Raw genomic sequence first — 24,754 nt, 5'->3', positions numbered from 1 at the left:
TAGTAAGGTATTAAATTATATAGGACTCATACCTGATTTTTGAAATATACTTAGACGCGCATTAGCTTAGTCAAATCTGATTCTTAAAGCTACACTCACTTAACCCGTTTTCTAGAGACAAGGCGTAAAATAAAATGGTAATAGTAGTTGTAGTTTTTAATACTGCTGTTTCTGTAATACTACTTTATATAGCTTGGCGAGTCTGGCAGTTGAAAAGACTGATAGCGTTTATCGCCGATCGCCTGCTCGATTATGAGCGCTGTAGTCATGATTTACTATATAAAGCACCGGAAAATATTTATCTTGGCCAGCAAAATCTTCAAAATCTGCGGTTGAGTAACCAAAGTTTACAGAGTCAAATTCAGCAAACCAGGCAAATTGTGAGTTTATTATTGCTCGGTCAACGTACCTGGGGGCGTTATGTTCGCAAACCAGTTTCTATGTCGGAAAAATAAATTCTGTAGAATCAGATCAGGCATAAAAGCAACATTTTTGGTTGATATATTGTCACGCTAGATTAATCAGATAAAATTGCTGGTGTTTTTCAAAAGGCGAAAACCACCTAAAATAAGTGTAAGGAGAGAAACAATATAAGATGTCTAATAACCGTTCTGGAACATTTATTGGCGGTATGATGCTGGGAGCTACTATTGGTGCTTTAGCAGGGCTACTTGCTGCTCCACGCACAGGGCGCGAAACTCGTAAACTTTTGAAAAAGTCTGCTGATGCAATCCCCGAATTAGCAGAAGATTTATCAACAAGTGTACAAATTCAAGCAGATCGACTGTCTACCAACGCTTTGCGAAATTGGGATGAAACTCTAGATAGATTACGGGATGCGATCGCAGCTGGTATGGATGCTAGTCAGCGCGAAAGCCAAGTCTTGAAACGCCAACAAGCTACCCCAGACGCTGATTCTCTTGCTCAAGAATTAGAAAACCCATAATTCTGAAACATAAATACATACAGTAAACCTTGTTTTCCTGTGTAGGTACAAGCCTAGTCGTAGATTATTTGAATTTTTATTGCCGTGGTTGAACCCCTGTTTTGGTTGGGACTGTCAATTGTCTTAGTCGCTACCAGCTTGACTGCTGTTTTGGTAGCAGCGATACCCGCTTTGCAGGAATTAGCACGGGCAGCCCGCAGTGCCGAAAAGTTATTTGATACGCTCTCAAGGGAACTACCACCTACACTAGAAGCCATCCGCACAACAGGCTTGGAAATTACAGATTTAACAGAAGATGTTAGCGAAGGTGTCAAAAGTGCCAGTCAGGTTGCAAGACAAGTTGATCAAAGTCTAGATGGTGCAAGAAAACAAGCTCAAAATCTGCAAGTAGGCACACGCAGCATATTTGTTGGTGTCAAAACCGCTTGGAAAACCTTTACCCGACAAAAACCTACAAGACGAGCAGTTGAGCGTTTATCTATTACAGAACCATCCTCTTTTGCTCTCCGAGAACGAGAAGCGTTGAAATCAGAAAATCGCCTACCCAAAGCAGAAGTATACCGGAGTCATGATGGTTACAGTGAAGCTTCTAACTGGAACAACGGCATTGATGATGAGGAATTTCTTTAAAGACTTTGTAGTGTAAAGTCTATACATATTTCTTGCTGTGCAATGTCCCTAAAACATTTGTACCGCTTGTACATATTCCAGAGTCTGTAGTTCTCCTTAATTCCCCAAAGCCCAATCCCCAAGAATAATCTTTGCTTTCATCCCTAAGATTAGAGTAAAGTAAACAAGTGTAACAAACTATCACTTTTCTCATACTCTTTTGAAGTAACTTGTTCACTTTTACTGTTGATATTTGTATAAGAACGTCCATGCAGTCTCGTTTTTGGCGACGAATTTTAGTATCTATTACAGTATTTTTCTTGGCTGGGTCACTTTGGGTAATAAATTCTCCCTCTGCGCTGGCTTACGACAATCCTGAGTTATTACCTAAGTTTTTCACACCAGTTGTAGACCTAGCTAAATCACTCCCAGATCCGCAGGAAGAAAAGCTAGTCGAAGACATAGAGCAATTTGAGGCTGATACTGGTTGGAAACTACGCGTACTGACTCAGTATGACCGCACTCCGGGTAGGGCTGTCATTAATTATTGGGGTTTGGATGATAAAAGCATTCTCCTAGTTGCTGACTCCCGTGGCGGGAACATCCTCAGTTTTAGCGTTGGTGATGCAGTTTATGAACTGTTACCCCGGACTTTTTGGATAGAACTACAAACCCGCTTTGGGAATTTGTATTTTGTCCGAGAACAAGGTGAAGACCAAGCTATTTTACAAGCTTTAGATTCAGTTAAAGGCTGTTTGCTTAAAGGTGGTTGTAACGTTGTACCTGGTCTACCCAGGGAACAATGGATTTTAACCTTAATTACTTCCGTTATTGGTGGAGTTATTTGTGGCTTTGCTGGACAACCACGCAAGGAAGGACAAATTTTTGCTTGGCAATGGGCTTTAATTTTCTCACCATTATGGGGAATTTTGTTTATAGCCTTTGGTATTGGGCCTGTGGTCACCCGCACAAGTGACTGGCTACCTCTAGTCCGCAACTTCTCTGGTTTCTTCATTGGGGGTTTAGTGGCTTATTTATCCCCTGTGTTTAGTCGTCCTTCGTCTAATGCTAATTCGTAGATAGGGATTGGGGATTGGGGATTGGGGAATAGGGAAAAATATATTACTAGCCTCTAAGCTCCAATCTCTAATCTGATAAGCTGAAAGCTAGTCTCTGAGAATTGAATAGCAATGGAATGGCACGTAAGTGATGCTCAAAGTTTAGCAATTATCGATAGTGAGATTGGCGATCATGTGTTCTCGCCAGCAGAATATGAAATTGTTCGCCGAGTAATTTACGCTACGGCTGATTTTGAGTATAAATCTTTAATCAGATTTTCTGAACGTGCTTTACAAGCCGGAGCAGCAGCATTGGCAGCACGGACTACTATTGTGGTAGATGTACCGATGGTGCAAACAGGTATTGCTTACGATATTCAAAAGACTTTTGCTAACCCAGTTTTTTGCAGTACAGAAGCTTTGACTCGTCCCCAAATAGAAAAAACTCGCGCTGCATGGGGAATTGAAACTTTAGCTAAACGCTATCCAGAAGGTATTTTTATAGTAGGTCAAGCACCAACAGCTTTGACTACACTAGTGGATTTAATTGAAGCAGAAGAGATTAGCCCGGCTTTAATTCTTGCTACTCCCGTAGGATTAGTAGATATGGAAGATGCTAAAAGGCGCTTGCAAGACTCTTTAGTCCCTAATATCACAATCGACAGCCGTAAAGGTAATGCTGTTGTGGCAGCTGCGATCGCCGATGGTTTGATAGACTTGGCTTGGCAAGCTTATGGGCAAAAAAGGGAGTGATCAATTCAAAATTCAAAATTCAAAATTCCCTTTGCTACGCAACGCTAACGCGTAGCTTGCTTCCCCGTAGGGGTACGGGTTCTCCGCAGGAGTACAAAATTCAAAATCTCCCCTGCCCCCTGCTCCCCTGCTTCTTTTCGCTCCCTGCTCCCCTGCTTCTTCTCTACCTACTCCTGTGTTCTGCGTCTGCGGCGTGGTTTATCTTGTCGGTCTGGGCGTAAACGGCTGCTGACTTCGTTAAAGAAATCCCTGCGTAGATAGGGATAGTCGTTTACCCAGATGTCGCGGCTGGGGATATAAACATCGCTAAATTCTTCGATTCTGCTCAAATCAGGACGATTTGATAAGACAATCATCTCAGCAATTTGACCACGGGCAATGGCTTTATGGACAGGACGTAGTGGTGCTTCTAACTCGACACTAAATCCTGTATCGTCGCCTACCTCAATATTTATCCGTTTTTCTCTGTTTTCGACAATTACCAATTCGCCTTTGCTGTTGACTGTTTCTTGTTTACCCATCAACTTATCTGTAATCCACCAATCCAAAATTCGCCCACGGAAAAAGCCACTGTACTTGTAACGGCGGCATTTTGCATTGCGTAGGCTAGCCTGAAGTACGGGATACCACATCCAAAAAAAGGCGGCGAATACACCCAAGAAGAAGACGATAAGGCCAAACTCTAAGCGAAAAACTGACCTAATCAGGAGAATCACAACTACGGATACTACAGAAGCTAGTAGGCGCTGCAAAAAATTGGAAAACTTTCCCCAGTAGTACTTATACTGCGGGCCAGTGGCAATTAAAGGAATTAGTTGTTCAAATTTCTGGCGAGTCAGTGGAACTAACATGAGTGGGGAATGGGGAGTTTGAAGTTTAAAGGATCTTTTCTAAACCATATACTAACGACTTTAGCTGTAAGACTTTGCGAATCGCAAGTAAGACTCCTGGCATATAGCAGGCGCGATCGCTTGTATCATGGCGTAATGTATAAATTTGTCCTGGTGCGCCAAAAATCACTTCTTGATGGGCTATGAGTCCCGGTAGGCGGACGCTATGAATTCTAATTCCTTCCCCAGCTAAACTACCTCTAGCTCCGGGTATTTTTTCCGTCTCTTCCACAATAGCAGAGTTAAATGTTTTACCTAATTCTGCTAGTAACTCGGCTGTCTGAATGGCTGTACCACTGGGTGCGTCGGCTTTTTGATTGTGGTGCAGTTCAATAATTTCTACGTGGTCAAAATATTGTGATGCGGTGACGGCTGCTTGTTGTAACAACACCATACCTATGGAGAAGTTAGGAATAATCAGACAGCCAGTGCTGGCTTTTTCGGCAAAATCAGCTAAATTTTGGATTTGTGCTGGGCTTAATCCTGTTGTACCTACAACGGGACGAATGCCATAGGCGATCGCACTGCGTACATTATCATAAACTGAGTCAGGATGGGTAAAGTCTACTATAACCCCTGGCGGCCCTTGTCTTTCTCCTGCAACATAACCCAGCATTGGTTCTAGTTGGTTTGTAATGGGAACTTCTAGAGGTTCACTTAAACCCGCTAATTCTCCAGCATCTTTACCTTGATGTTCTGGACTGCTGTCAATTGCACCCAATAAATTTAAGTCTGGTGCTTGGGCTATCGCTTTCACTACTTCACGTCCCATTTTGCCAGCAGCACCATTGACAATAACTGGGATAGGAGCTTGATTTGTCATAACTATGTTCTGGTTTTACCGATTACCAATCCCCACAGATATTATCAGTTTTCCAAGGTAAATGATCTCAGCAATATAATTAACCCAAGTAGGCTTTTTTCACGCGCTCATCATTAATTAAGTTGGATGCCGCACCTGATAAGGTAATAGAGCCAGCTTCTAAAACATATCCTCTATCAGCGATTTGTAGAGCTAAATTGGCGTTCTGTTCCACAAGTAAAATAGTCACACCAGTGGCACGCAGATTTTCAATAATCGAGAATATTTCCTTAACTATCGCAGGTGCTAAACCCAAGCTAGGCTCATCTAAAAGTAAAAGTTGTGGTCTACTCATTAAAGCACGAGCGATCGCCAACATTTGCTGTTCTCCTCCACTGAGAGTTCCCGCTAGTTGATTTTGTCGTTGTGCTAGCCTGGGGAACAATTCAAATTGTTGTTTAATATCGGCTTTAATCTCTGTTTGATTGAAGCGAATATATGCACCCAAGAGTAAATTATCTAAAACAGTTTGCTTTGCCAATACCCTCCGCCCTTCTGGACAATGGGCAATACCAAACTTCACAACTTCATGGGGTAGACGGCGTGTAATATTACGTCCACTATAAATAATTTGCCCATTTTTAGGAGTAACTATCTTCGATATCGCCCTTAATGTTGTACTTTTACCTGCACCATTCGCACCAATTAATGTAACAACCTCACCTTTTTGAATAGTTAAATTAATCTTTTTCAGAGCTTGAATACCGCCATAGTTAACATCAAGTTCCTGAATTTCTAAAATTTTAAAATCGTGTCCATTTTTATATCGGCTTTCATCTGCGTTCATCGGCGATTTAAATCCAGAAATATCGAGTTCTGACATAATATCTAACATACCTTAATATCAGTGAACCAGTTATAGATATTTCCAGTTATGTGAGATAGATAAATAATGTTTTTAAACGCGGAGGGGCGCGAAGGAAAACGCAGCGAAAAGTTCTGAAGGAGGGTTTCCCTCCGTAGGAAACTTTTCAAGACAGAGGGGCGCGGAGATTGGCCAATTTGATTAGCGGTGTACTCAGTATCTCAGCAGGTTAGTAAACGCTAGAGAATCATTGCTAGCATTTTTTGCTAGCTTTGTGTTATACTGAATAGGGAAAGGTAGTATCATTTGAAGCAGAGGGAAAAAGGCTAGAAAAATGGTACGTCCCAGGATAAAACTAACAGAGCATCTATCAACAGAAGAAATAGAACAAAGTTATCGCCGATGTGAAGATGCACAAGAGAAAACCCGATGGTTAGTGATTAAATTGCTCAATCAACAACCACAGTTGTCAGCGCAAAAGGTAGCAGAGATTGTGGGATTCTCAGGGGACTGGGTGAGAAAAATCGTGCGGCGATACAACAAGCTAGGAGCAAACGGAATCATCAATCAACAGAAACTGAAACCAGGAGGAAAAAAACTTGCACTCACAAACGAGCAACAACAGTGGTTGCGCCAAAGGTTAGCTTCACCACCAGAAGATGGGGGGTTATGGAGTGCGCCAAAAGTAGGGGAATTGATCCGAGTACAGTTTGGAATTACACTCCATGTCACTACAGCTTGGGATTACCTCAAAAGGCTAGGATTTAGTCTGCAACAACCACGACCTCTGCATACTGAGGCGGCAACTTTTGTTCAAAGACAGATGTTTAAAACTGAGTTAACGGAGTTTGTGCGATTGTTACGTTTCCTCCATCCGCACAAATCAGTTGAAGTTTGGGCAGAAGATGAAGCTCGATTAGGCCTCAAACCCATCGTCCGTCGAGTTTGGACACCAGTAGGTCATCGTCCCAATGCTGTGCATCGCACTCGTTACCAATGGCTTTATACTTATGGATTTGTCCATCCAGCTACTGGCGAGAGTTTTTTCTTGATTTTACCCAGAGTCAACATTGCTGTCATGCAAATGGCTTTAGATGCTTTTGCCGCTGAAGTCAATCCTCATCATCACAAAATCATTGTTTTGCTTGTTGATCAAGCTGGTTGGCATACCAGTAAACAATTAATGTTGCCAGCTGGTATCATTCTGTTTCCTCTGCCTGCTTATACACCTCAACTCCAACCGACTGAGTGTGTTTGGTCGCTTCTACGTGAAGCTGTTGCTAATCAGATGTTTTCTACTCTCGATGAACTAGAAACTGTGTTAATTTCTCGTTGTCAATGGTTAATGTCTCACCCTCAAATTGTTCATGGCAAGGTTGGGTTTGATTGGATTTGCCAAATTTGACCTCAGTTATTCAATTAATACTTCCTTTCCCAATTTAGTATTAGAGACTCCTTTAGTGCAGCAAATCATGAGGTGGGATATGGCAATATTGCGAGAATCGCCTTGGTATCAAGAAATCCTTGCTGAAGGTGAGCAACGTGGGCTACAGCAGGGATTGCAGCAGGGTATGCAACGTCAGTTAATCCGGCTGTTACAACGGCGTTTTGGTGAAGTTCCTCAAGAGTTAGCAGCAAGGCTAGAAGGGGAGACTGTAGAGCGATTAGAGAACCTCATGGATAGTGCGATCGCTGTTAGTTCATTAGCAGAATTTCAGCAGACTTATTCATTGCCCAAATAAGCCTCAATTACGGCCGGATCATTCCTGACTACAGATGGTTCACCTAAAGCAATTAATTGCCCAAAATCTAATACAGCAATTCTGTCACACAAGCCCATAACTAAAGGTACGTGATGCTCAATCAAAATAATAGTTAAATTGAAGCGATCGCGTATTTCCCGAATAAATTCACTCAATTGCTGTTTCTCACTGGGATTCATACCTGCCGCAGGTTCATCGAGTAGTAATATTTGCGGTTCTAAGGCTAAAGCGCGGGCAATTTCTAAGCGCCGTTGATCACCATAAGCAAAATTTCGGGCTTTTTCTTGGGCGCGATCGCTCAGTCCCACCATCTCTAATAATTCTAAAGCTTTCTCTCTACTGCGAGCTTCTTCTTTAGGTGCTGGTGGTAATCCTAGAACACCTGTAAATATAGTACTTTTAGTATGTAAATGACGGGCAATTATCACGTTTTCTAGTGCCGATAATTCCCCAAATAAGCGAATATTTTGGAATGTCCGCGCAATCCCCAAACTAGCAATTTCATGAGGACCTAGTTGAGCAATTGCTTTATTTTGATATATTAGCTCGCCACTGGAAGGTGGGATTAAAGCTGTAATTAAATTAAACAGTGTAGTTTTACCTGCGCCATTAGGGCCTATTAAACCAAAAATTTCATAGTGATTAACAGTAAAAGATACATTATTTACCGCTATTAAACCACCAAAGCGGCGGGTGAGTGACTTTGCTTCTAATATAACTCTACTTTTATCTAGGCTCATCTATTTTTAGGCTTACCGAATTTAAAAATATCTGGAGTTACCAAACCTTGGGGAAAGAAAATCGTACCTATAACTATCAACAACCCGAAAATAATTAACCTACCATCTCGGAGAAATTGAGCTAACCAAGTAGGGAAACCACCGGTATCGGCTAGTCCGCGTAAGACTTCCGGTAAAGCTGTAAATACCATACCACCAACAACTGAACCTAAAAAAGTTCTCGAACCGCCAATCAAAACAAAAGTGAGGTAGATAATACTAGCATCAAATGTCCCTTGTCTGGCATTCCAAGTATTAAGAAAGTGCGCGCTAATCACACCCACAATACCAGCGAGCATCGCCCCTAAAGTAAATGCTAAAACTTTGTAGTAAGTGGGGTTAATTCCCATTGCACTGGCTGCTAGTTCATCTTCACGAATGGCAGTGAAAGCTCTACCCACTCGCACCCGTTCTAAACGATAAAATAGCACCATACTAATTAATAGTAATGGTAGAGCAATCCATAAATATTCGATTGGTGTGGAGAATGGTTGAGGGATACCAAAAATACCGACAGCCCCCCCCTGTAATATCTAAATTTAGAGAGAGAACGCGTAAAACTTCCACAAAAGCAATAGTAGCGATCGCCAAATAAATTCCCCGTAAACGTAAAGCCGGAATGCCTACAGCTATCCCCAATAAACCAGAGATTGCGGCAGCAACTAACATTTCTAATAAAAGTAGCGGTATCGGAAATGAATTACTGTTAGTTTGAAAAACTTTGGTTGATAAAATCGCGGCAATATAACCACCTAAAGCATAAAATCCAGGGCTTGCCAGAGATAATTGTCCAGCCATTAGAGGTAAGTAAAGTGATAGTCCCAGTAGCGCCCCCAACACCATAGAGACGATGAGAGAACCATAGGTGGAGAAAAATTCAGCCATGTTAACTTGCTTTTATAAAACTTTAAGCGGTTAATATTTGCTCTGCGGTTAATGTTAGTTCAGGAAAGGTGACTGATATGATACGCTCAGAACCTTTAAAAGATGTGCGCTCATAGTTGCCATTAGTATTTAATAGAAAAACAAATACAGTCGGCTCTTTTGGTGTTCCTAAATATTTTCTGTCTCCAATTGCTAAATAATCGACAATCCAATATTCTTGAATACCTAATCTTTGATATTCATCTAACTTATCAATATAGTCATCTTCCCAATTAGTTGATGTTACCTCTACAGCCAATTGAATTGGTTGCTCAAGTGCAGAATAGGCTGAACGATTTGACCGCCATAAGTCCCTATCAATTACACTAACATCTGGTTTGCGCCCTTGTTCTATGCCATCAGCAGTTTTAGTTCTAAAAACTGCTGTATTGTTGACTATGTAATTTAAATTTAATCGCCTAATTTCATCATTAAAAGCAAACAATAAATAATTAGCAACATCATCATGATTTCTAGTTGAACGCACTTCTATAATTTCTCCATTTACAAGCTCATAAAAACCTTCCTCTGGACATTTATCGAGAAATTGATCAAAGGTTAATTTTTGTCCTGCGATTGCTGTCATGGCTTTCTACCTCAGACTTTCTGAATAAACCGACGGCCTAATAATCCTTGGGGTCTAACTAATAGCATGATAAACAAAATGCCGAAAGCTACAGCGTCTTTATAACCAGAGTAATCAGAGGGAACCAGCGCCTCAACTACGCCAATCAGTAAACCTCCCAAAACTGCGCCAGGAATGCTACCTAAGCCACCAAGGACAATCACCGCTAAACCCCTCAACCCAAAGCCAATACCAAAATAAGGGCCTGCAATGCTCACACTAGAGGCGACTAGAGTTCCCGCCAAGCCAGCAAGAAAACTGCTGATAAAAAAAGTTAAGACAATAAAGCGATCGCTATTGATACCTAATAAACTGGCAGTAGTGGCATCTTCGGCGATCGCCTGAATTGCTTTACCGTATTTAGTACAATTAATAAAGTAAGTAAGAATAGCCACAATTACAACAGATACAGTGAAAATTACCACCTGTACGCTACGAATAGGTATCGGCTTTTCCAAAGTTCCAAAGTTAAAGGCTGGGGGTAAATTACCAAAAGTATTTGCCGGAAATGTATAACTTTCTGCACCTACTAAATATTGAATTATGTTCACAATTACAACTGCTACCCCTAAGCTGGAAACCACTGTTAGTAAGGTGTCAGATCCTTTTTTTCGCAAAGGTTGAAAAGCGATTCTTTCCATTGCCACCCCTACTAACCCGGCTAAACTACTGCCAATAATCAATGCCACAGCAAATGGTAATTGTATCGGCAGAGTAGCGTTAGCCAGCAAACCATTAAACCCAAACGTACCACCCATAAGAGCATAAGTGAAATATGCCCCCAGCGTAAAAATTGCCCCATGCGCTAAGTTAATAATTCCCAAAATGGAATAAACCAATGTATAACCTAAGGCAAAGATTGCATAAACGCTGCCAATAGATAACCCATTCAATAGCTGTTGTAAAAATACACTAATATCCATTTAAGTTAGCCAGTTGTCAGTTGTCATTAGTCAATAGTCTATAGTGATTATTTATTCCCCCCTGCTTTTTCTCTTACTCCACTCCCAATTTTCTATTTCAAGAATGTAAACTTACCTTGACTACCATCCTTTTCCATTTTAATTTGAGCTACATAAAAATCTTTTTGTACAACTTCACCGATTGGTGTAAAACTAATTTCTCCTAATGGTGTATTGTATTTACCTGTTAGTAGCTGTTTGTTCAGTTCTGTACGTAATTCCGGTAACTGTATTTTACTAACTTTATTCTTGGTATCTAATGCTTTGAGAGATTCTACATATACTTGTACTGCGGCAAAGGCTTGAGCGCTAAATTGGGGCGGTTCTTTCTTATATTGATCAACGTAGGCTTGACGAAATGCCTTATTAATTTCACCAGTATATTCTGGACTGTAAGCTTGAGCTATTAATACACCGTCACAAAGTGCTTTACAAACTGCGAAAACATTTGATGTATTTAAACCATTACCGCCAATAATCGCACCTTGATAACCAAGTTCACGCAACTGTCTAACTAAGTTTCCACCATCGGCTGCTAGTCCAGAAATAATCACTAAATCAGGTTTTAAATTAATTGCATTAGTCGCCTGAGATTGAAAGTCAGTATCAGTAGTTTGGAACTTTTGTACTGTTACTAATTCTAGTCCTTGATCCTTAACAGTTTGTTGAAAAATCTCTGTTTCTGATTTGCTAAAGGCATCATTTTGAGCAAAGAAAACCGCGACTTTTTTAATGTTGGGATTTTGCTTAAGTGCAGCTTTGACTGAATTAGGGGCAACTACAGAAACGGGTGCAGAAACGCGCGCCACATAATCACCAATTTCTGGTATACCTTTTGCTGTATTTGATGGTCCAACCACTGGAACTTTTGCTCTTTCAGCAATGGGATTAGCACTAAAGGCTTGTTGGGATAATGTAGGACCTACAATACCTACGACTTTATCTTTATTGATAAGAGTTTGAAAAGCATTAATTGTTCCAGCTTCGTCACCAGCCGTATCTTGAAAAATTAGTTTAATTGGAGTACCGTTGACTCCACCTTTATCATTGAAATACTTTTCAGCAATTTTAGCTCCAGCGACTTGTTCTTGACCAAGTAGAGCTACATTACTAGTTTGTGCTAGGGCGATGCCAATAGGAATAGTATTTTTATCGCTTGTTGTAGTAACGTTTGTTGTAGTATTAGTTGTGTTATTTGGAGAATTGTTGGTCGAATTTGTGTCTGTGTTAGTACCACTACAAGCTGCCAGAAAAAAAGTACAAGCAGAGAATAATGCTGTGGTATACGCAAAAGTTATTTTCATTTTTGTGTTGATATAAAACAATTTACGAGAGTTTTATTAAATCATCTTTCTCCTTTGGGAGAAAGTCGTTTCTGAACTGTTATTAACAATACAGGATAAGAATATCTTTTCGCTACAGCAGTCCTAAATCATTCATCAGCAACAATATCCCCAATTTCTTCGAGAGGGAATCTGGACGCAGTCCTTAAAAATATAAATGTATATATGGAACCAATATCTGTCAGGATATACGTATTATTACGTATTGATTTCCCGCGTTTTTTGTGGGAATCTCGTTTATAATACTGCAAAGCACAGTAATCCGATAATTAAAGTGTATTTTACGAGTATTGGGAGATGAAAACGTAGGCTGGTTTGATTTGATTTTTTTAGAAAAACCTGAATAATCGACTTATAGCTCCTCGTAAATAAGAGGATTGGGCTTTAATTACTACAATAAAAGCTTCAATATTAATTACACATTAGTATCATCCAATGGCTGCATTAAATCAATTTCAATTTAACTTTCCTACGAAATTATCTCTTGTTCCTTCAATACATGAAAAAAAACAAGTTACACAAATTCGTGTACGCATATATATTCCCAAAAATTATCTTCAAGAACCTGTAATTTCACAACTAATTTCTATGTATGGTTTGGTTGTTAACATCACCAAAGCCTTACTAGGAGTTAATACAGGTGGTGCAGGATATTTTGATCTAACCCTCCGGGGAACAATCAAGCAAATATCTAGTGGGCTTGCTTATCTAGAAGCCCTAGATATTAAAATTGAGGGCAGAGCGAATGTAGAAGGTGATAGTTGGTATTACTAAAATTGCTTAAATCTCATAGTACCAAATATCTTCTTCCTTCAGGACTATGCGATGTAGGGATAACCTATTGATCAGACCCTCTTCCTCAAATTGCCCAAGGATGCGAGTAATTGTTACTCTTGTAGAACCAAGCATTTCCGCTAAATCTTCATGGGTCAGACGCATATCAATTAAACGTCCTTTATCTACTTCTGAACCAAACTTTTTGGATAACCATGCTAATAGTTTAATTAGCATGGTATCTACTTTTTTGTAGCTACGAATTACCATTAATTCTTCTGCTTGCTGAATGTGTGCCAGCAGAGTATCAGTAGGGTTTTTCCATTCTTCAATAGGCACAATTGTCGCTTCGACTTTCGTCAAACATTCCATTTGATACGGTTCTAATTTTGACAAAGCTCTACCCAGAATATCTCCAGGGCCCCATAACCCTAAAGCAACGGTTGTTCCATTTTCTAAATAGGTAAAAGTTCTCACGAAACCAGCTTCTATTTTCCATAAACTATTTTGCTGGTCTGGTAAAAATGTCCGCCTTGTAAAATAGTGGTGAGTATTCTTATTGTGGGGGGTTGCAATGCTTGAGTATAGAGTTACCGCCATATAGTACTTTTTCTCGATAAAGTAACCGTAGTATAGTTATATCAGTTTCTCTGACATCTTGAGCAATAAATTACCAACCTACGGTTAAACGATCGCCCAGACAAACCGTAACCATGCTAATTCTGCGTCAGTAGTACCGGATATTTTTGGGGATAGTACCCACATCAAGACTGGGGCTGATGTTTGTAGTATATGAAAAGATACTTTTAATCCAAAACCATGCCCTACTCTGAAAAATCCCTGAACTATCCACTCAGCCACAAAATTGATCAAGTTGATGATTACCACGGTACCTTAGTAGCAGATCCTTATCGTTGGTTAGAAGATCCTGACTCTGAAACAACTAGGGCTTGGATCGAGGCACAAAATCAAGTTACTTTTGCGTATTTGGGCGAAGTTTCGACTAGAGAGAAAATTCAACAACGTCTTAACAAACTTTGGGATTATGAAAAGTATGGAATTCCTTTTAAAGAAGGAGAAAATTATTTTTATTTCAAAAATGATGGCTTGCAAAATCAAAGTGTTCTGTATACGTTGAAATCTCTGGATTCTGAACCAAGAGTTTTACTAGACCCCAACAAACTTTCGGATGATGGGACTGTTGCTCTTTCAGGTTTAGCTATCAGCGATAATGGCAAGCTTTTGGCGTACGGTATAGCAACTTCTGGTTCTGATTGGCAAGAATGGAAGGTTATTGATGTAGAAACTGGTGCAGATTTTCCAGATCATCTCAATTGGGTTAAATTTTCCGGTGCATCTTGGACGAATGATAATCAAGGTTTTTTCTATAGTCGTTATGACGAACCAAATGAAAAAACTAAATTGGAAGATGTTAACTATTACCAAAAGCTATATTATCATCAGTTGGGTACACCGCAATCTGAAGACATACTAATTTACCAACGTCTTGACCAAAAAGAATGGGGTTTTAATGGCGTTGTCACGGAAGATGGTTGCTATCTGATAATTTCAGTTTGGTTGGGTACTGATTCCAGAAATCTAGTTTTTTATAAAGACTTAACTAACCCCAATACTGAAGTCGTAGAACTAATTGATCAATTTGAAGCAGATTATAGTTTCATTGATAATGATGAGAGTGTTTTCTACTTCCGTACTGACTTGGATGCACCACGGGGTAGAGTAATTGCTATTGATATAGCTAATCCGGCTAAAGAAATATGGCGAGAAATTATCCCCCAAGCTGAAGCAACTTTAGAAAGTGTCAATATCTTAAATAATCAGTTTATTGCAGGTTATTTAGAAGATGCCCGATCGCAAGTGAAAATTTTTGACCTCAACGGTACATTAGTTCGGAATGTAGAATTACCAGGATTGGGTGCTGTAGATGGCTTTGGTGGTAAGCGTGGCGATACAGAGACTTTTTACAAATTCACGAGTTTTACTACACCAGGAACTATTTACCGATATAACTTAGTAACAGGCAAAAGCGAGGTTTTTAGAGAAACAAATGTAGATTTTAATCCTGATAATTACGAAACTAAACAAGTTTTTTATCAAAGTCAAGATGGTACACAAGTACCCATGTTTATTACTCATAAGAAAGGCATTCAATTAGATGGGAATAACCCCACTTATCTTTATGCCTACGGTGGTTTTAATGTCTCACTCACGCCCAATTTTTCTGTAAGTATGTTGGTATGGATGGAAATGGGTGGTGTTTATGCCATGCCAAATATACGCGGTGGCGGAGAGTATGGCGAAGAATGGCATCAAGCAGGGATGAAGGATAAAAAGCAAAACGTTTTTGATGACTTTATTGCTGCTGCTGAGTGGTTGATGGCAAATAATTATACAAAACCGGAAAAACTAGCGATCGCTGGTGGTAGTAATGGTGGTTTATTAGTGGGTGCTTGCATGACTCAGCGTCCTGAGTTATTCGGTGCAGCTTTACCAGCCGTTGGTGTGATGGATATGTTACGGTTTCACAAATTTACCATTGGTTGGGCTTGGACTGCTGAATATGGTTCCCCAGATAACCCACAAGAGTTTCCTGCAATCTACGCTTATTCGCCACTGCATAATCTCAAATCAGGTACAGCATACCCCGCAACCTTGATTACCACCGCCGATCACGACGATCGCGTTGTCCCCGCCCACAGCTTCAAATTTGCCGCAGCTTTGCAAACTGCTCACAATGGTAATGCACCTGTATTAATTAGAATTGAAACTAAAGCTGGACATGGTGCAGGTAAACCTACGGCAAAGATTATCGAAGAAGCCGCAGATAAATGGGCATTTTTAGTGCGGGCTTTAGCTGTTGAGGTTTAGCCGCAGAGAATATTAGGATTTACCCATGAAAGGGTGTAGGGGTGTAGGGGTGTAAATGTTTAAAATCCTTACACCTTTACGTCCTTAACCCCTGATATCTAGTCTCAACAAATAGCCTGGGTGCGTCAGTCCTAAATATTTTTATTCCCGATCAGAAACTGGGAATTATTCACCAGCAAAAACTCGCCGTTGAATCAGTGTAATAGCAATAATCACCACTGCTAAGAGAAAGGCGATCGCCGCAGCATATCCCATCTGTAAATAACGAAATACCATTTGATAAATCAGCAGTACTACAGTCAAGGTGGCATTATTAGGGCCACCAGTACCACCAGAGAAAATATAAGATTGATCAAATAATTGAAAAGTGCCAATTACCCCCACTGCAATCACAAAAAAAGTCACAGGTTTCAGCAGAGGAATTGTGATGTAAATAAACTTCTGCCACCAATTTGCACCATCTAATTCTGCCGCCTCGTAAAGTTTTGCTGGTATATCTTGTAAGGCTGCTAGATATATCACCATATAAAATGGTGCGGTTGACCAAATATTCATTAGCATGATGCCTTTGAGGGCAACCGCCGGATCACCCAACCAATTATAAGTAGGCAGTCCCACAAAAGCTAAAAAATCATTTAATAGTCCATCGGTATTATAAATCCACATAAAAATTAGCGTCAGCACTGCGGAAGAAGTGACTGTTGGCAAAAAGTAAAGGATGCGCCACCAGTTTTTACCCCGGATTCCAGCATTTAAGGTGACCGCTAAAATCAACGCCAAAATAGTTTGGCTTGGTACAACAATAACCACATATTCTGCTGTATTTCTTAAAGCAATCCAAACTAATTGATCATCAACTAATCGCTGAAAATTTCGTAAACCAATGAATTGATAGGCAACACCACCTAACAGTTGAACTTTGTTGAGCGAAAGAAAAACAGAGTAGAGAATAGGTAGAACTACAAAAGTTCCCAAAACCAACAGAGTCGGCATCATGAACACATATCCGAACAAGCTGTCTGTGATGTTCCGTCTATGGTTATTTCTCCACCTTCTGATTCGCAACACCATCGAACCTGCCTGTAGCTAGCTGTGGGTACTGTGCGATCGCTATCGTAGCGGAAAGGATTAGTAGACTCATAGACACCCTATGGATGATTTTTCCATCTTTTCTTCAAGACATAGCCTGGTTTTAGGGACAAATAAGGCGAAAAAGTTCTTGCGCCATCACCACACTCAAAGAATTGAGCCTAAGATAAGTAATATGAGCCTTCAACAACTGTATTAAGTGAGGTTGTTTTCAGGGCTATAGAGTCTTTGGAATCATGTTCTGCGGATACTCAACTACTAATTGTTAACTGTGACTGTGTAAAAATGCCTAATTTGACATCTTGCACTTGATGAATGACAAGGTGCTGGGCATTGCTTATCAAATAATAGGTAACAATTTAACCACAATTCAGGACTTATTGGCAGTTAGTCACAACTGATGAAGAAAGGAACACAAAAATGAAGATAGCATTTGCTACAAGTGATAGGATCAATGTTGATGCTCACTTTGGCTGGGCGCAAGAAATTGATGTTTATGAAATTTCCGACGGGGGTTATGAATTTATCGAAACTCTCTCCTTTAATAAGGAAACTCCAAAACCTAGTGAAGATACAATCGAAAAAGGCGAAGGTGGTTGCAAACACGGTAAAAGCGATTGCAAAAAAGCTAAAAAAGAAGAGGAGCAAAAACCTAAGGTTCAAAATGGTGAAAGCGATGATAAGGTAGCTCAAAAAATCGCAGCTTTATCTGATTGTAAAATTGTATATGTGGCATCCATTGGCGGTATTGCTGCTGCCAAATTAATCAAAAAGGGCGTAATGCCAGTTAAACCGCGTTCAAAGAAGGAAGATATTATCTACCTTTTGAACAGATTAGTGCAAACTCTTAAAGGTAATCCTCCTCCTTGGTTGCGTAAAGCTCTGCGGCCAAATCAAGAAAGTCTCGGCGAACTAGAATCTGTGTAAGAAATTATCTCTAGGTTGATGCTAATTAGGGATTAATCATAGATGGAAATTTTCGCTTCATCTTCCATCTCAATTTTCCTATTTATCAATTAACTAGGTTGGCACAACATACTAGGTTAAGGGCTAATAATTAGTCAAGAAGACGCGATTAATCGCGTCTCTACAAATGGTTTATTCAAATTGGTATCACTTAAATTAATACTCTGCTGCAATTCCAAAATAAACAAGTCAACAAATCATTCTTGTCAAATGTATTAGCTATGCTATTCACTTCATTTATGACTTTAGGGCTAGCTATATTTTTTGTAGTTATTGCTATAAAAAATACCAATCAAATCTGGCAGGTTATTTGTATAATCGTAGGCTTCTTTTGGCTATGCTGTAGCCTTAAATTCTCACTGATTCCTTTGGAAGTATTATTGTTGATTGCTCTGTTTATGACTAGAAAATTAACACGCAAGTATTCTGGTGAATAAATCTAGGAAAAAGATTGTAGCTAATCTTTCATTACATATTCTGGGTTATTTATACCCATTTAGCATGGGCGATCGCACTTTTGTCTGAAAATAGAGGTTATACCAATTTGAAAAAAGAATGCGACAGATGTACAACCCCAAACGCTTGTCCTCTCTTGATTCTTAATTTTGAATTTTGAATTTTGAATTTTGAATTGGTATTAGGGGCTAGAGAAGACAGGTGACTAAATACTCCTCAGGATGAATGAAAATATGACTCAAGTAGTATAAAAATTAGGTCTGTATATTTCCACATTAATTATCGATATGTCACTCTTGATGGCTAAAGTCCAATAACAGGTAACATAATCTCTCCCTAATGCAAATTTCACACTAGGAAAAAGAATTTAGTTAAGTCCTGTTAGTTAAAGTCTTAATATCTTTCTCCCTCGTCATCTTATCCCTCATCCCCCAACATTACATGAGGAAATTATCATGACCAATGTCATCAGTTACAACAATGACAAAGGACTTCTTGCCTATATTCAGTTTTTGGCAGATAGGGCGTTAAAACCCAGCAATGGTAACACTGACCCAGTTTTTGACTTCGAGGACGCACTCGACCAAACAGAAATGGCGCAGTTAGCTGTTGATGAGTTGAAAAAAATTCCCGAAGTTAACACCTTGTTTGCGGAACGCTGGCTACCAGCACCTTTCAATTTAGATGATTTAGCTAAACTCCCAGAGGGAACATTGGGCCATGTCTACGCCATTGAAATGAAAGCTAGAGGTTTCGACCCCTATTTTTATAAGAAAGTCCCTGTAGTTGATGACATCTCGTATCTGAAAATGCTTTGGCGCTCTACCCATGATATTTATCATGTCGTTGCTGGATTTGATACTGATGGGATTGGTGAAATTGGCCTGCAAGCTTTTGTTTTGGCTCAAACCCCAATTCCTATTAGTGTGATGCTGGTAAGTTTTGGTATGGTGATGACTAGTCTTTATCAACCAGCAAAATTCCAAGATTTAATGGCAGAAATAGCTCGTGGATATAGTTTAGGTTCCCATACGCCGAGGAAGTTAATTGCTCAGAAATGGGATCAGTTTTGGGATGTACCAGTGATTGAAATTCGTGAATGTTTAGGCATAAATACCGTAAAGCAACGTGAAATAGCTTAGGAGACTGGGAATAAAAGAAAAAACCCAGCCTTGGGAAAAACTGGGTTACTGAAATTTAATCATCCGAGATGCTTTAAAAATCTAGAGCCAATCTCGATAGGCAGAAATTTCATTGACACTAATCTCTAAAGGTTCACCTTTGCCAAAAGGGGGATAAACGCGAATTTTGGCATTTTTGGTAAACCTCTCTAGACGATTTCCTAATTGAGGAATATTGCTGACTATATGCCAGTAAGAGACAATATCTGGACAGTCAACAATCAGCATAACGATCGCATCTTTTTTGGTAAGATACCACTGGCAATTATTTAGCAGTGCTTGGGTAATGCGATCGCAAGCCTGATAAAAGCATCTGCCAATAGACTGTTCTAATTCCAGATGCAGCATTCCATCCTCTTTTGACACCACACTAGGCGGTAAATCGTCAGGTGGAAGCAGATTCAATTTAGACATAATTTTGTACCTCTTGGTTGTAGCGCTGCAAGCTTTCCTGATTTTTTTGCAAAGCAAAAGATGAGGGTTTGAGCGCTAATGTACCTAGATCCAATTCGTCTTGAAATTTCTTGATTTTGTCTCGACAAGTAGCAACATCACCAATGATGGAATTTTCAATCAAGTAGTCTTCATCAAAACAAATATTTGTGCGGTCAAATTGCTTGTGACCGCTAGAACCGTTCTGCATTACTTGAGACGAATTAGCTGTCATTTTCTGGCTAAAATACCTAATAAAAGGTAAAGCTTCGCTGACTGCTTCATCATAGGTTTTACCTACATAAAAGAAGCGTGCTAAAACAAATTTTTCCCCACCACTAGAATTTAAGGCTCGATAGGTTTGCACTGTCTTTTTTAATCTCTCCAGAGCAAACGGCGGCCCCCCCATCAAAGCAAAGGAGTGTTTGGCCGCAAATTCAATACCTGCATCATCACCAGTGGCTAGATAAACCGGGATTTCTTGCTGTAAAGGTTTAGGGTAAACTGTGAGGCGATCGCATTGATAATATTGTCCGTTAAATGATACATCAGTTTCATATAAGAGCTTTTGAATCAATGCCAGTGCCTCTAACATCATCGCGCGAGATTCACCCATTGGTGTGGCAAAGTGCTTGTTATGTTGGGGAAATGGCCCCCCTTTAGCGACACCAAATAATAATCGTCCATTGCACAAATTATCTAAGGTAGCAATATCTTCCGCCACCCGAATCGGGTTGTGGAATGGTAATAACACCGCCGCCGTACCTAATTTAATAGTTGAGGTGACACCTGCTAAATGTGCCATCAACAGCAATATTGACGAACTGAGATTTACTTCATTAAAATGATGCTCTGTTACCCAAGCCTCGTCAAAACCCAACTTTTCCGCCTGTCGTACTAGCGCCACTTGTTCAAAAATGGCTCGACGCGAGTCTTGGTGATGATTTTCGTAATTGCAGAACAGTCCAGTTTTCATTATTTGCTAGCGATTCCTACTCTACCTTGCTACCATCTGCAACTCCAGCCATAGGCGTGGGTCGTTATCTTTCAGCTTAGACATGGGGTCTCGCAATAATCGTTTAGCATTCATGCAAACTACTTGCACTAATCCCATGTTTTCAGCTACTTCTCTGAGTATTTCTTTTTGAGACTGCACATAAGGGAGCATTTCACCAGAACAATAAATCCCTATATATTGCAAGCGTCTAGCAGGTCGTCCCCAGAAACAGGTGATGACTTTCACATGACACCCGTCTAATAATTCCCCGACTTTTGGGTAGTAGTGATTGACGACTCTTGTGAATTCCTTAGCTAGGATATCTTCCGCAATCATTGCAATTGATATTTATGTAGCGTACATCACGCTAACTAATATAACATATTTTTGTCATATAATGTTGACAAATTCAGTATTATTTTTTCTATTTATTAATAGAATATATGTGAAAAATTAGATTTTAATTAACATTTATAATTCCATACAAATTGAAATAAAATATCCCCGACTTGTTAAAGAGGTCGGGGATATTTTATCTTATCTAGACTTGCGCTCTGCAACTAATACTTCAGCCACAATTTCTGGTAAATGACTCAAGTCGGCAAATCCTTCAGAAGCATGAATAGGGGAAGCAAAAGTATAGTTAGGGTCACATTCTCCTGTATCGTAAACTTGGATATACCACCTATCAGGAAATCCTTCTATACCTAACTCTACAATATACCAACTCTGACCCGTCAGACGAGAATTAAAAACGCTAAACCAATCTCTGTATTCATCTACAATATTCCAGTCTGCTAGGAGAAACTCTAACGCTATGTGTCCAGCATCAGTTGCAGTTAGTAGCATTATTATCCCTCATTTGCTCCTTCAGATTTTTGAAAATCAGGATACAAGCCCAAACTTTTCGCTAACTCACGAGCTAAAAAAAATAAAAACTGCGCCCCATCTTGATTACCTTGATGTGCAAATGCTGTTGCTACTTGTACGATAGTTTCCACAAAACCAGCATCAATTAATTCTGCTTTAGCTTCTAATATTGCTGGTTCTTGACCATTCGGACATTGTAGTAATTCATCAATTAGATTAAAGTATGAAGTTTGGCGTTCTTGTGTTGCTTCAGTCATAGTGAATTTGGTTTTTTACAAAATTGTTAGTTGTCAGTGGTCAGTCGCCAGTTGTTTTTATTGTGAATTTTGAATTGATTCATTGTTCAATACTTTGCTGCCAAAGTCTTTCTAACATTTCAATTTGTTCTCTTAAAACAGCAGCACGGTAAACAAGATATCTGTCATAAACAATAATTCCTAACCCAATAAATATAGGGGTTAGCAAAACGAACCATTGCAGGAGGACAGCGAGTTTATACTGTTCAGCAGTCAGCAGTTGATTCACGATATTTCGATCAGAAATTTGGGTGCTAACTTGGGGTAATTCTAAGTTTTGAGTTGTGTTTGTGGTGGATAGAGTGGTATCTGCTGGATTAATATTATTGACTGCAAATGCTAATTTCTGTGTTTTAACGAACTCTATATGTCTTACCCAAACGACACCGAATATGATTAGCCCTGGAGATAACACCGTAAAAGTAACTAAAAAAACCGTGAGAACATTTAAGAGTTTGACTTTCATCTTTGCTCTCCTATCTTAAAGAAGGGAGTGGGGAGTAGGGAGTGGGGAGTAGTCTGACAAACTTTTTCATGTTCTCATTATCAATAAAGTTTGATGGTCTAACTAAGTAGCCGACACTGAAAAATAAAATATGTCATAATTGAAAAATCATATTATTTTAAAAAGTCGGTATACTTTGGCAAATTTAGATGCCACCAATACCTAATTTAGGTTATCAGCTATTAATTTTTAAAGATGTTCACCGATTACTCTTTAATGATTAAGAAGTCCCCCCTAGTTCTTTGGTTTAACCCATTGAATTTCGGGGGGTAGAGGGGAATCTCTGCGTAAATCCTATTAGTTTTATATCAGCCGACCTTCTTGCCTATGGTTTATATGAGTCGGATCAAGATTATTAAATTTATTAGTTTTGTACTCAAATCTGCAAACCCTTATCTTATAAAGATTACAAAAATTATTTGGGGTATGGGTACTAGTATTTTTGAGGTGGGGTACTAGCATTTATTGACTGGGGTTCTGGCATTTATCAAAGCAAGCTCAAAGCTAAATAGGCGGCGAATACAATCAACTTTGTGGTTGAGTGATTTATGCTGAAAAATTGTACTCAAGCAAAATATATGTATCGGTGAGTATATAAAAACAAGCCAGAAAAAACAATTAAAATTATATAAAATGTGTGATTTGAACAAAGTGATACAATAAATTCACCAAATTCTTAGTTATGTAGACGATGGCTACATAAACAGAGTTCCATGAGCAAGAGATATTTAATATTTTTTAATGTGTAAATGTGTTTGGGAAGACAAATTTTATTTAAAAAGAAAAATACTAGGTAAATGTTTTTAAATAGCTTTATTTAGTCACTGGTTTTATGCTTTAGTGAAAGTACATCACATATATTCTCACGCAAGCTGATTTGTAAATTTAATACGTATAAGCTAATTGTTATAAGTAAACAATTCACTCTGGATTAAGAATTTTAGGAGTAAAATAATGCGAATTGCTAATGATGTAACAGAACTTATTGGAGGTACACCTTTAGTTAAGCTGAATAAGATTCCGCAAGCGGAAGGAGTAGTTGCGAGAATAGTTGTCAAACTAGAAGGTATGAATCCAGCCTCTTCCGTAAAAGACCGGATTGGGGTGAGTATGATTAACTCAGCAGAAGCGGAAGGTTTAATCACACCGGGAAAAACTATTTTAGTAGAACCAACTTCTGGTAACACAGGAATTGCTCTGGCAATGGTAGCCGCCGCCCGTGGTTATCGGTTAATTTTGACTATGCCAGAAACCATGAGCCAAGAAAGACGGGCTATGTTGCGGGCTTATGGTGCAACTTTAGAGTTGACTCCAGGTACGGAAGGTATGCGGGGAGCCATTCGCAAAGCTGAAGAACTTGTGGCTAGTACCCCTGATGCTCATATGTTGCAACAGTTTCGCAACCCAGCTAACCCCAAAATCCACCGCGAAACTACTGCTGAAGAAATTTGGAATGATACCGATGGTGAAGTTGATATTGTAATTGCTGGGGTGGGTACTGGAGGAACGATTACCGGGATTGCAGAGGTACTGAAGCAACGCAAACCTAGTTTTCAGGCGATCGCAGTTGAACCAAGCAATAGTCCTATCCTTTCCGGTGGACAAGCAGGGCCGCACAAAATCCAAGGTATCGGCGCAGGCTTTGTTCCCGATGTCCTCCGCCTGGAATTGGTGGATGAAGTCATCAGGGTGAGTGATGATCAAGCGATGAGTTACGGGCGGCGTTTAGCCAGGGAAGAAGGTTTGTTATCTGGTATCTCCTCTGGTGCGGCTTTGTGTGCAGCTTTACAGGTGGGGAAACGTCCCGAAAACGCCGGTAAGTTAATTGTGATGGTTCAACCTTCCTTCGGCGAACGCTACCTCAGCACCCCTTTGTTTCAGGATTTGACGAATGAAACTGCTGGCGTTCGGTAATTTTGTGCAATAACTTTGTTGGAGTTGGAGACGTAGCACCGCTACGTCTCTACAAGTGTTTAGTGT

27 protein-coding genes and 1 pseudogene are annotated in these 24,754 nt (G+C 39.7%); 12 read left to right on the top strand and 16 right to left on the bottom strand.

Annotation, left to right across the window (positions count from 1 at the left end; all coding sequences use genetic code 11):
* Nucleotides 1-134: 134 nt before the first annotated feature.
* The 5 genes from GSQ19_RS07590 to GSQ19_RS07570 all read left to right on the top strand — a co-directional run bounded on the left by GSQ19_RS07590 (nt 135) and on the right by GSQ19_RS07570 (nt 3,366).
* Nucleotides 135-455 carry a hypothetical protein gene (locus GSQ19_RS07590; RefSeq protein WP_011317360.1) on the top strand — a complete coding sequence of 107 codons (321 nt, stop codon included), beginning with the start codon at nt 135-137 and terminating at the stop codon, nt 453-455.
* A gap of 140 nt (nt 456-595) precedes the next feature.
* Nucleotides 596-946, top strand: coding sequence for a YtxH domain-containing protein (locus GSQ19_RS07585; protein WP_011317359.1), 351 nt, complete (start codon nt 596-598; stop codon nt 944-946).
* Between the two features lie 84 nt (nt 947-1,030).
* The gene (locus GSQ19_RS07580) at nt 1,031-1,576 is read left to right on the top strand and encodes a hypothetical protein (RefSeq protein ID WP_011317358.1); all 546 of its coding nucleotides are present in this window, start codon (nt 1,031-1,033) and stop codon (nt 1,574-1,576) included.
* A 248-nt stretch (nt 1,577-1,824) separates the two neighbouring features.
* Nucleotides 1,825-2,634 (top strand): TPM domain-containing protein, encoded by an 810-nt coding sequence (locus tag GSQ19_RS07575; RefSeq protein ID WP_011317357.1) that lies wholly within the window; start codon nt 1,825-1,827, stop codon nt 2,632-2,634.
* A gap of 111 nt (nt 2,635-2,745) precedes the next feature.
* On the top strand, nt 2,746-3,366 hold the full coding sequence (locus GSQ19_RS07570; RefSeq protein WP_011317356.1) for a precorrin-8X methylmutase: 621 nt from the start codon (nt 2,746-2,748) through the stop codon (nt 3,364-3,366).
* A 167-nt stretch (nt 3,367-3,533) separates the two neighbouring features.
* Here the strand turns inward: GSQ19_RS07570 and GSQ19_RS07565 are convergent, their stop codons facing one another.
* From GSQ19_RS07565 to GSQ19_RS07555, 3 genes are all read right to left on the bottom strand, one after another.
* Nucleotides 3,534-4,217 (bottom strand): hypothetical protein, encoded by a 684-nt coding sequence (locus GSQ19_RS07565; RefSeq protein WP_011317355.1) that lies wholly within the window; start codon nt 4,215-4,217, stop codon nt 3,534-3,536.
* 25 nt (nt 4,218-4,242) lie between these two features.
* The gene (gene dapB, locus GSQ19_RS07560) at nt 4,243-5,079 is read right to left on the bottom strand and encodes a 4-hydroxy-tetrahydrodipicolinate reductase (protein ID WP_011317354.1); all 837 of its coding nucleotides are present in this window, start codon (nt 5,077-5,079) and stop codon (nt 4,243-4,245) included.
* 79 nt (nt 5,080-5,158) lie between these two features.
* Nucleotides 5,159-5,905: an ABC transporter ATP-binding protein gene (locus GSQ19_RS07555; protein ID WP_041456588.1), complete on the bottom strand. Its 747-nt coding sequence runs from the start codon at nt 5,903-5,905 to the stop codon at nt 5,159-5,161.
* A gap of 352 nt (nt 5,906-6,257) precedes the next feature.
* Here GSQ19_RS07555 and GSQ19_RS07550 point away from each other — a divergent pair, with 352 nt between their 5' ends.
* Complete coding sequence (locus tag GSQ19_RS07550; RefSeq protein WP_011316335.1) at nt 6,258-7,328, top strand: IS630-like element ISAva6 family transposase; 1,071 nt, start codon at nt 6,258-6,260, stop codon at nt 7,326-7,328.
* Nucleotides 7,291-7,665 carry a DUF4351 domain-containing protein gene (locus tag GSQ19_RS07545; RefSeq protein WP_104009875.1) on the top strand — a complete coding sequence of 125 codons (375 nt, stop codon included), beginning with the start codon at nt 7,291-7,293 and terminating at the stop codon, nt 7,663-7,665. The genes GSQ19_RS07550 and GSQ19_RS07545 overlap by 38 nt, the downstream gene beginning before the upstream one ends.
* Here GSQ19_RS07545 and GSQ19_RS07540 read toward each other — a convergent pair.
* The 5 genes and pseudogenes from GSQ19_RS07540 to GSQ19_RS07520 form a co-directional block, all read right to left on the bottom strand.
* Nucleotides 7,647-8,426 (bottom strand): ABC transporter ATP-binding protein, encoded by a 780-nt coding sequence (locus tag GSQ19_RS07540; RefSeq protein ID WP_011317351.1) that lies wholly within the window; start codon nt 8,424-8,426, stop codon nt 7,647-7,649. The two genes, GSQ19_RS07545 and GSQ19_RS07540, sit on opposite strands and share 19 nt — an antisense overlap.
* Nucleotides 8,423-9,350 (bottom strand): annotated as a pseudogene (locus GSQ19_RS07535) (branched-chain amino acid ABC transporter permease). The gene GSQ19_RS07540 and the pseudogene GSQ19_RS07535 overlap by 4 nt, the downstream one beginning before the upstream one ends.
* 22 nt (nt 9,351-9,372) lie before the next feature.
* Nucleotides 9,373-9,975, bottom strand: a complete 603-nt coding sequence (locus tag GSQ19_RS07530) for a Uma2 family endonuclease (RefSeq protein WP_011317350.1) — start codon at nt 9,973-9,975, stop codon at nt 9,373-9,375.
* Nucleotides 9,976-9,986: 11 nt separating this feature from the next.
* Nucleotides 9,987-10,937: a branched-chain amino acid ABC transporter permease gene (locus GSQ19_RS07525; RefSeq protein ID WP_011317349.1), complete on the bottom strand. Its 951-nt coding sequence runs from the start codon at nt 10,935-10,937 to the stop codon at nt 9,987-9,989.
* Between the two features lie 92 nt (nt 10,938-11,029).
* On the bottom strand, nt 11,030-12,280 hold the full coding sequence (locus tag GSQ19_RS07520) for an ABC transporter substrate-binding protein (protein ID WP_011317348.1): 1,251 nt from the start codon (nt 12,278-12,280) through the stop codon (nt 11,030-11,032).
* A 474-nt stretch (nt 12,281-12,754) separates the two neighbouring features.
* Here GSQ19_RS07520 and GSQ19_RS07515 point away from each other — a divergent pair, with 474 nt between their 5' ends.
* A complete protein-coding gene (locus GSQ19_RS07515) occupies nt 12,755-13,093 on the top strand; it encodes an NIL domain-containing protein (RefSeq protein WP_011317347.1) in 339 nt (112 codons plus the stop codon).
* Nucleotides 13,094-13,099: 6 nt separating this feature from the next.
* Here GSQ19_RS07515 and GSQ19_RS07510 read toward each other — a convergent pair whose 3' ends face one another.
* On the bottom strand, nt 13,100-13,693 hold the full coding sequence (locus GSQ19_RS07510) for a Crp/Fnr family transcriptional regulator (RefSeq protein ID WP_011317346.1): 594 nt from the start codon (nt 13,691-13,693) through the stop codon (nt 13,100-13,102).
* 219 nt (nt 13,694-13,912) lie between these two features.
* On the opposite strand from GSQ19_RS07510, the gene GSQ19_RS07505 reads away from it, so the two are divergent.
* Complete coding sequence (locus tag GSQ19_RS07505) at nt 13,913-15,982, top strand: prolyl oligopeptidase family serine peptidase (RefSeq protein WP_011317345.1); 2,070 nt, start codon at nt 13,913-13,915, stop codon at nt 15,980-15,982.
* A 165-nt stretch (nt 15,983-16,147) separates the two neighbouring features.
* Here GSQ19_RS07505 and GSQ19_RS07500 read toward each other — a convergent pair whose 3' ends face one another.
* Nucleotides 16,148-17,053 carry a carbohydrate ABC transporter permease gene (locus tag GSQ19_RS07500; protein WP_011317344.1) on the bottom strand — a complete coding sequence of 302 codons (906 nt, stop codon included), beginning with the start codon at nt 17,051-17,053 and terminating at the stop codon, nt 16,148-16,150.
* 438 nt (nt 17,054-17,491) lie between these two features.
* Here GSQ19_RS07500 and GSQ19_RS07495 point away from each other — a divergent pair, with 438 nt between their 5' ends.
* Together GSQ19_RS07495 and GSQ19_RS07490 are read left to right on the top strand one after the other, a co-directional pair.
* Nucleotides 17,492-17,998 (top strand): NifB/NifX family molybdenum-iron cluster-binding protein, encoded by a 507-nt coding sequence (locus GSQ19_RS07495; protein ID WP_011317343.1) that lies wholly within the window; start codon nt 17,492-17,494, stop codon nt 17,996-17,998.
* A gap of 950 nt (nt 17,999-18,948) precedes the next feature.
* Complete coding sequence (locus tag GSQ19_RS07490; RefSeq protein ID WP_011317342.1) at nt 18,949-19,635, top strand: Coq4 family protein; 687 nt, start codon at nt 18,949-18,951, stop codon at nt 19,633-19,635.
* An 81-nt stretch (nt 19,636-19,716) separates the two neighbouring features.
* Here the strand turns inward: GSQ19_RS07490 and GSQ19_RS07485 are convergent, their stop codons facing one another.
* The 6 genes from GSQ19_RS07485 to GSQ19_RS07460 all read right to left on the bottom strand — a co-directional run bounded on the left by GSQ19_RS07485 (nt 19,717) and on the right by GSQ19_RS07460 (nt 22,735).
* Nucleotides 19,717-20,088, bottom strand: a complete 372-nt coding sequence (locus tag GSQ19_RS07485) for a hypothetical protein (RefSeq protein ID WP_011317341.1) — start codon at nt 20,086-20,088, stop codon at nt 19,717-19,719.
* Nucleotides 20,081-21,082 (bottom strand): LLM class flavin-dependent oxidoreductase, encoded by a 1,002-nt coding sequence (locus GSQ19_RS07480; protein WP_011317340.1) that lies wholly within the window; start codon nt 21,080-21,082, stop codon nt 20,081-20,083. The genes GSQ19_RS07485 and GSQ19_RS07480 overlap by 8 nt, the downstream gene beginning before the upstream one ends.
* A gap of 21 nt (nt 21,083-21,103) precedes the next feature.
* Nucleotides 21,104-21,439, bottom strand: a complete 336-nt coding sequence (locus GSQ19_RS07475) for a hypothetical protein (protein ID WP_011317339.1) — start codon at nt 21,437-21,439, stop codon at nt 21,104-21,106.
* Between the two features lie 201 nt (nt 21,440-21,640).
* Complete coding sequence (locus GSQ19_RS07470; protein WP_011317338.1) at nt 21,641-21,952, bottom strand: hypothetical protein; 312 nt, start codon at nt 21,950-21,952, stop codon at nt 21,641-21,643.
* A gap of 2 nt (nt 21,953-21,954) precedes the next feature.
* Nucleotides 21,955-22,230 (bottom strand): hypothetical protein, encoded by a 276-nt coding sequence (locus GSQ19_RS07465; RefSeq protein WP_011317337.1) that lies wholly within the window; start codon nt 22,228-22,230, stop codon nt 21,955-21,957.
* Nucleotides 22,231-22,309: 79 nt separating this feature from the next.
* Nucleotides 22,310-22,735, bottom strand: a complete 426-nt coding sequence (locus GSQ19_RS07460) for a hypothetical protein (RefSeq protein WP_011317336.1) — start codon at nt 22,733-22,735, stop codon at nt 22,310-22,312.
* A gap of 993 nt (nt 22,736-23,728) precedes the next feature.
* On the opposite strand from GSQ19_RS07460, the gene cysK reads away from it, so the two are divergent.
* Nucleotides 23,729-24,688, top strand: coding sequence for a cysteine synthase A (gene cysK, locus GSQ19_RS07455; protein WP_011317335.1), 960 nt, complete (start codon nt 23,729-23,731; stop codon nt 24,686-24,688).
* Nucleotides 24,689-24,754: the final 66 nt, after the last annotated feature.

Origin of the sequence: Trichormus variabilis 0441, from assembly GCF_009856605.1 — a bacterium.
GTDB classification, from domain to species: Bacteria; Cyanobacteriota; Cyanobacteriia; order Cyanobacteriales; family Nostocaceae; genus Trichormus; species Trichormus variabilis.
This window is presented reverse-complemented; position numbering and strand designations above follow the sequence as displayed.

Excerpts from the sequence above, each read along its gene's own strand:
- GSQ19_RS07590 (WP_011317360.1), top strand. The coding sequence starts at position 135 with ATGGTAATAGTAGTTGTAGTTTTTAATACTGCTGTTTCTGTAATACTA.
- GSQ19_RS07585 (WP_011317359.1), top strand. The coding sequence starts at position 596 with ATGTCTAATAACCGTTCTGGAACATTTATTGGCGGTATGATGCTGGGA.
- GSQ19_RS07575 (WP_011317357.1), top strand. The coding sequence starts at position 1,825 with ATGCAGTCTCGTTTTTGGCGACGAATTTTAGTATCTATTACAGTATTT.
- GSQ19_RS07570 (WP_011317356.1), top strand. The coding sequence starts at position 2,746 with ATGGAATGGCACGTAAGTGATGCTCAAAGTTTAGCAATTATCGATAGT.
- GSQ19_RS07565 (WP_011317355.1), bottom strand. The coding sequence starts at position 4,217 with ATGTTAGTTCCACTGACTCGCCAGAAATTTGAACAACTAATTCCTTTA.
- dapB (WP_011317354.1), bottom strand. The coding sequence starts at position 5,079 with ATGACAAATCAAGCTCCTATCCCAGTTATTGTCAATGGTGCTGCTGGC.
- GSQ19_RS07555 (WP_041456588.1), bottom strand. The coding sequence starts at position 5,905 with ATGAACGCAGATGAAAGCCGATATAAAAATGGACACGATTTTAAAATT.
- GSQ19_RS07550 (WP_011316335.1), top strand. The coding sequence starts at position 6,258 with ATGGTACGTCCCAGGATAAAACTAACAGAGCATCTATCAACAGAAGAA.
- GSQ19_RS07545 (WP_104009875.1), top strand. The coding sequence starts at position 7,291 with ATGGCAAGGTTGGGTTTGATTGGATTTGCCAAATTTGACCTCAGTTAT.
- GSQ19_RS07540 (WP_011317351.1), bottom strand. The coding sequence starts at position 8,426 with ATGAGCCTAGATAAAAGTAGAGTTATATTAGAAGCAAAGTCACTCACC.
- GSQ19_RS07530 (WP_011317350.1), bottom strand. The coding sequence starts at position 9,975 with ATGACAGCAATCGCAGGACAAAAATTAACCTTTGATCAATTTCTCGAT.
- GSQ19_RS07525 (WP_011317349.1), bottom strand. The coding sequence starts at position 10,937 with ATGGATATTAGTGTATTTTTACAACAGCTATTGAATGGGTTATCTATT.
- GSQ19_RS07520 (WP_011317348.1), bottom strand. The coding sequence starts at position 12,280 with ATGAAAATAACTTTTGCGTATACCACAGCATTATTCTCTGCTTGTACT.
- GSQ19_RS07515 (WP_011317347.1), top strand. The coding sequence starts at position 12,755 with ATGGCTGCATTAAATCAATTTCAATTTAACTTTCCTACGAAATTATCT.
- GSQ19_RS07510 (WP_011317346.1), bottom strand. The coding sequence starts at position 13,693 with ATGGCGGTAACTCTATACTCAAGCATTGCAACCCCCCACAATAAGAAT.
- GSQ19_RS07505 (WP_011317345.1), top strand. The coding sequence starts at position 13,913 with ATGCCCTACTCTGAAAAATCCCTGAACTATCCACTCAGCCACAAAATT.
- GSQ19_RS07500 (WP_011317344.1), bottom strand. The coding sequence starts at position 17,053 with ATGGTGTTGCGAATCAGAAGGTGGAGAAATAACCATAGACGGAACATC.
- GSQ19_RS07495 (WP_011317343.1), top strand. The coding sequence starts at position 17,492 with ATGAAGATAGCATTTGCTACAAGTGATAGGATCAATGTTGATGCTCAC.
- GSQ19_RS07490 (WP_011317342.1), top strand. The coding sequence starts at position 18,949 with ATGACCAATGTCATCAGTTACAACAATGACAAAGGACTTCTTGCCTAT.
- GSQ19_RS07485 (WP_011317341.1), bottom strand. The coding sequence starts at position 20,088 with ATGTCTAAATTGAATCTGCTTCCACCTGACGATTTACCGCCTAGTGTG.
- GSQ19_RS07480 (WP_011317340.1), bottom strand. The coding sequence starts at position 21,082 with ATGAAAACTGGACTGTTCTGCAATTACGAAAATCATCACCAAGACTCG.
- GSQ19_RS07475 (WP_011317339.1), bottom strand. The coding sequence starts at position 21,439 with ATGATTGCGGAAGATATCCTAGCTAAGGAATTCACAAGAGTCGTCAAT.
- GSQ19_RS07470 (WP_011317338.1), bottom strand. The coding sequence starts at position 21,952 with ATGCTACTAACTGCAACTGATGCTGGACACATAGCGTTAGAGTTTCTC.
- GSQ19_RS07465 (WP_011317337.1), bottom strand. The coding sequence starts at position 22,230 with ATGACTGAAGCAACACAAGAACGCCAAACTTCATACTTTAATCTAATT.
- GSQ19_RS07460 (WP_011317336.1), bottom strand. The coding sequence starts at position 22,735 with ATGAAAGTCAAACTCTTAAATGTTCTCACGGTTTTTTTAGTTACTTTT.
- cysK (WP_011317335.1), top strand. The coding sequence starts at position 23,729 with ATGCGAATTGCTAATGATGTAACAGAACTTATTGGAGGTACACCTTTA.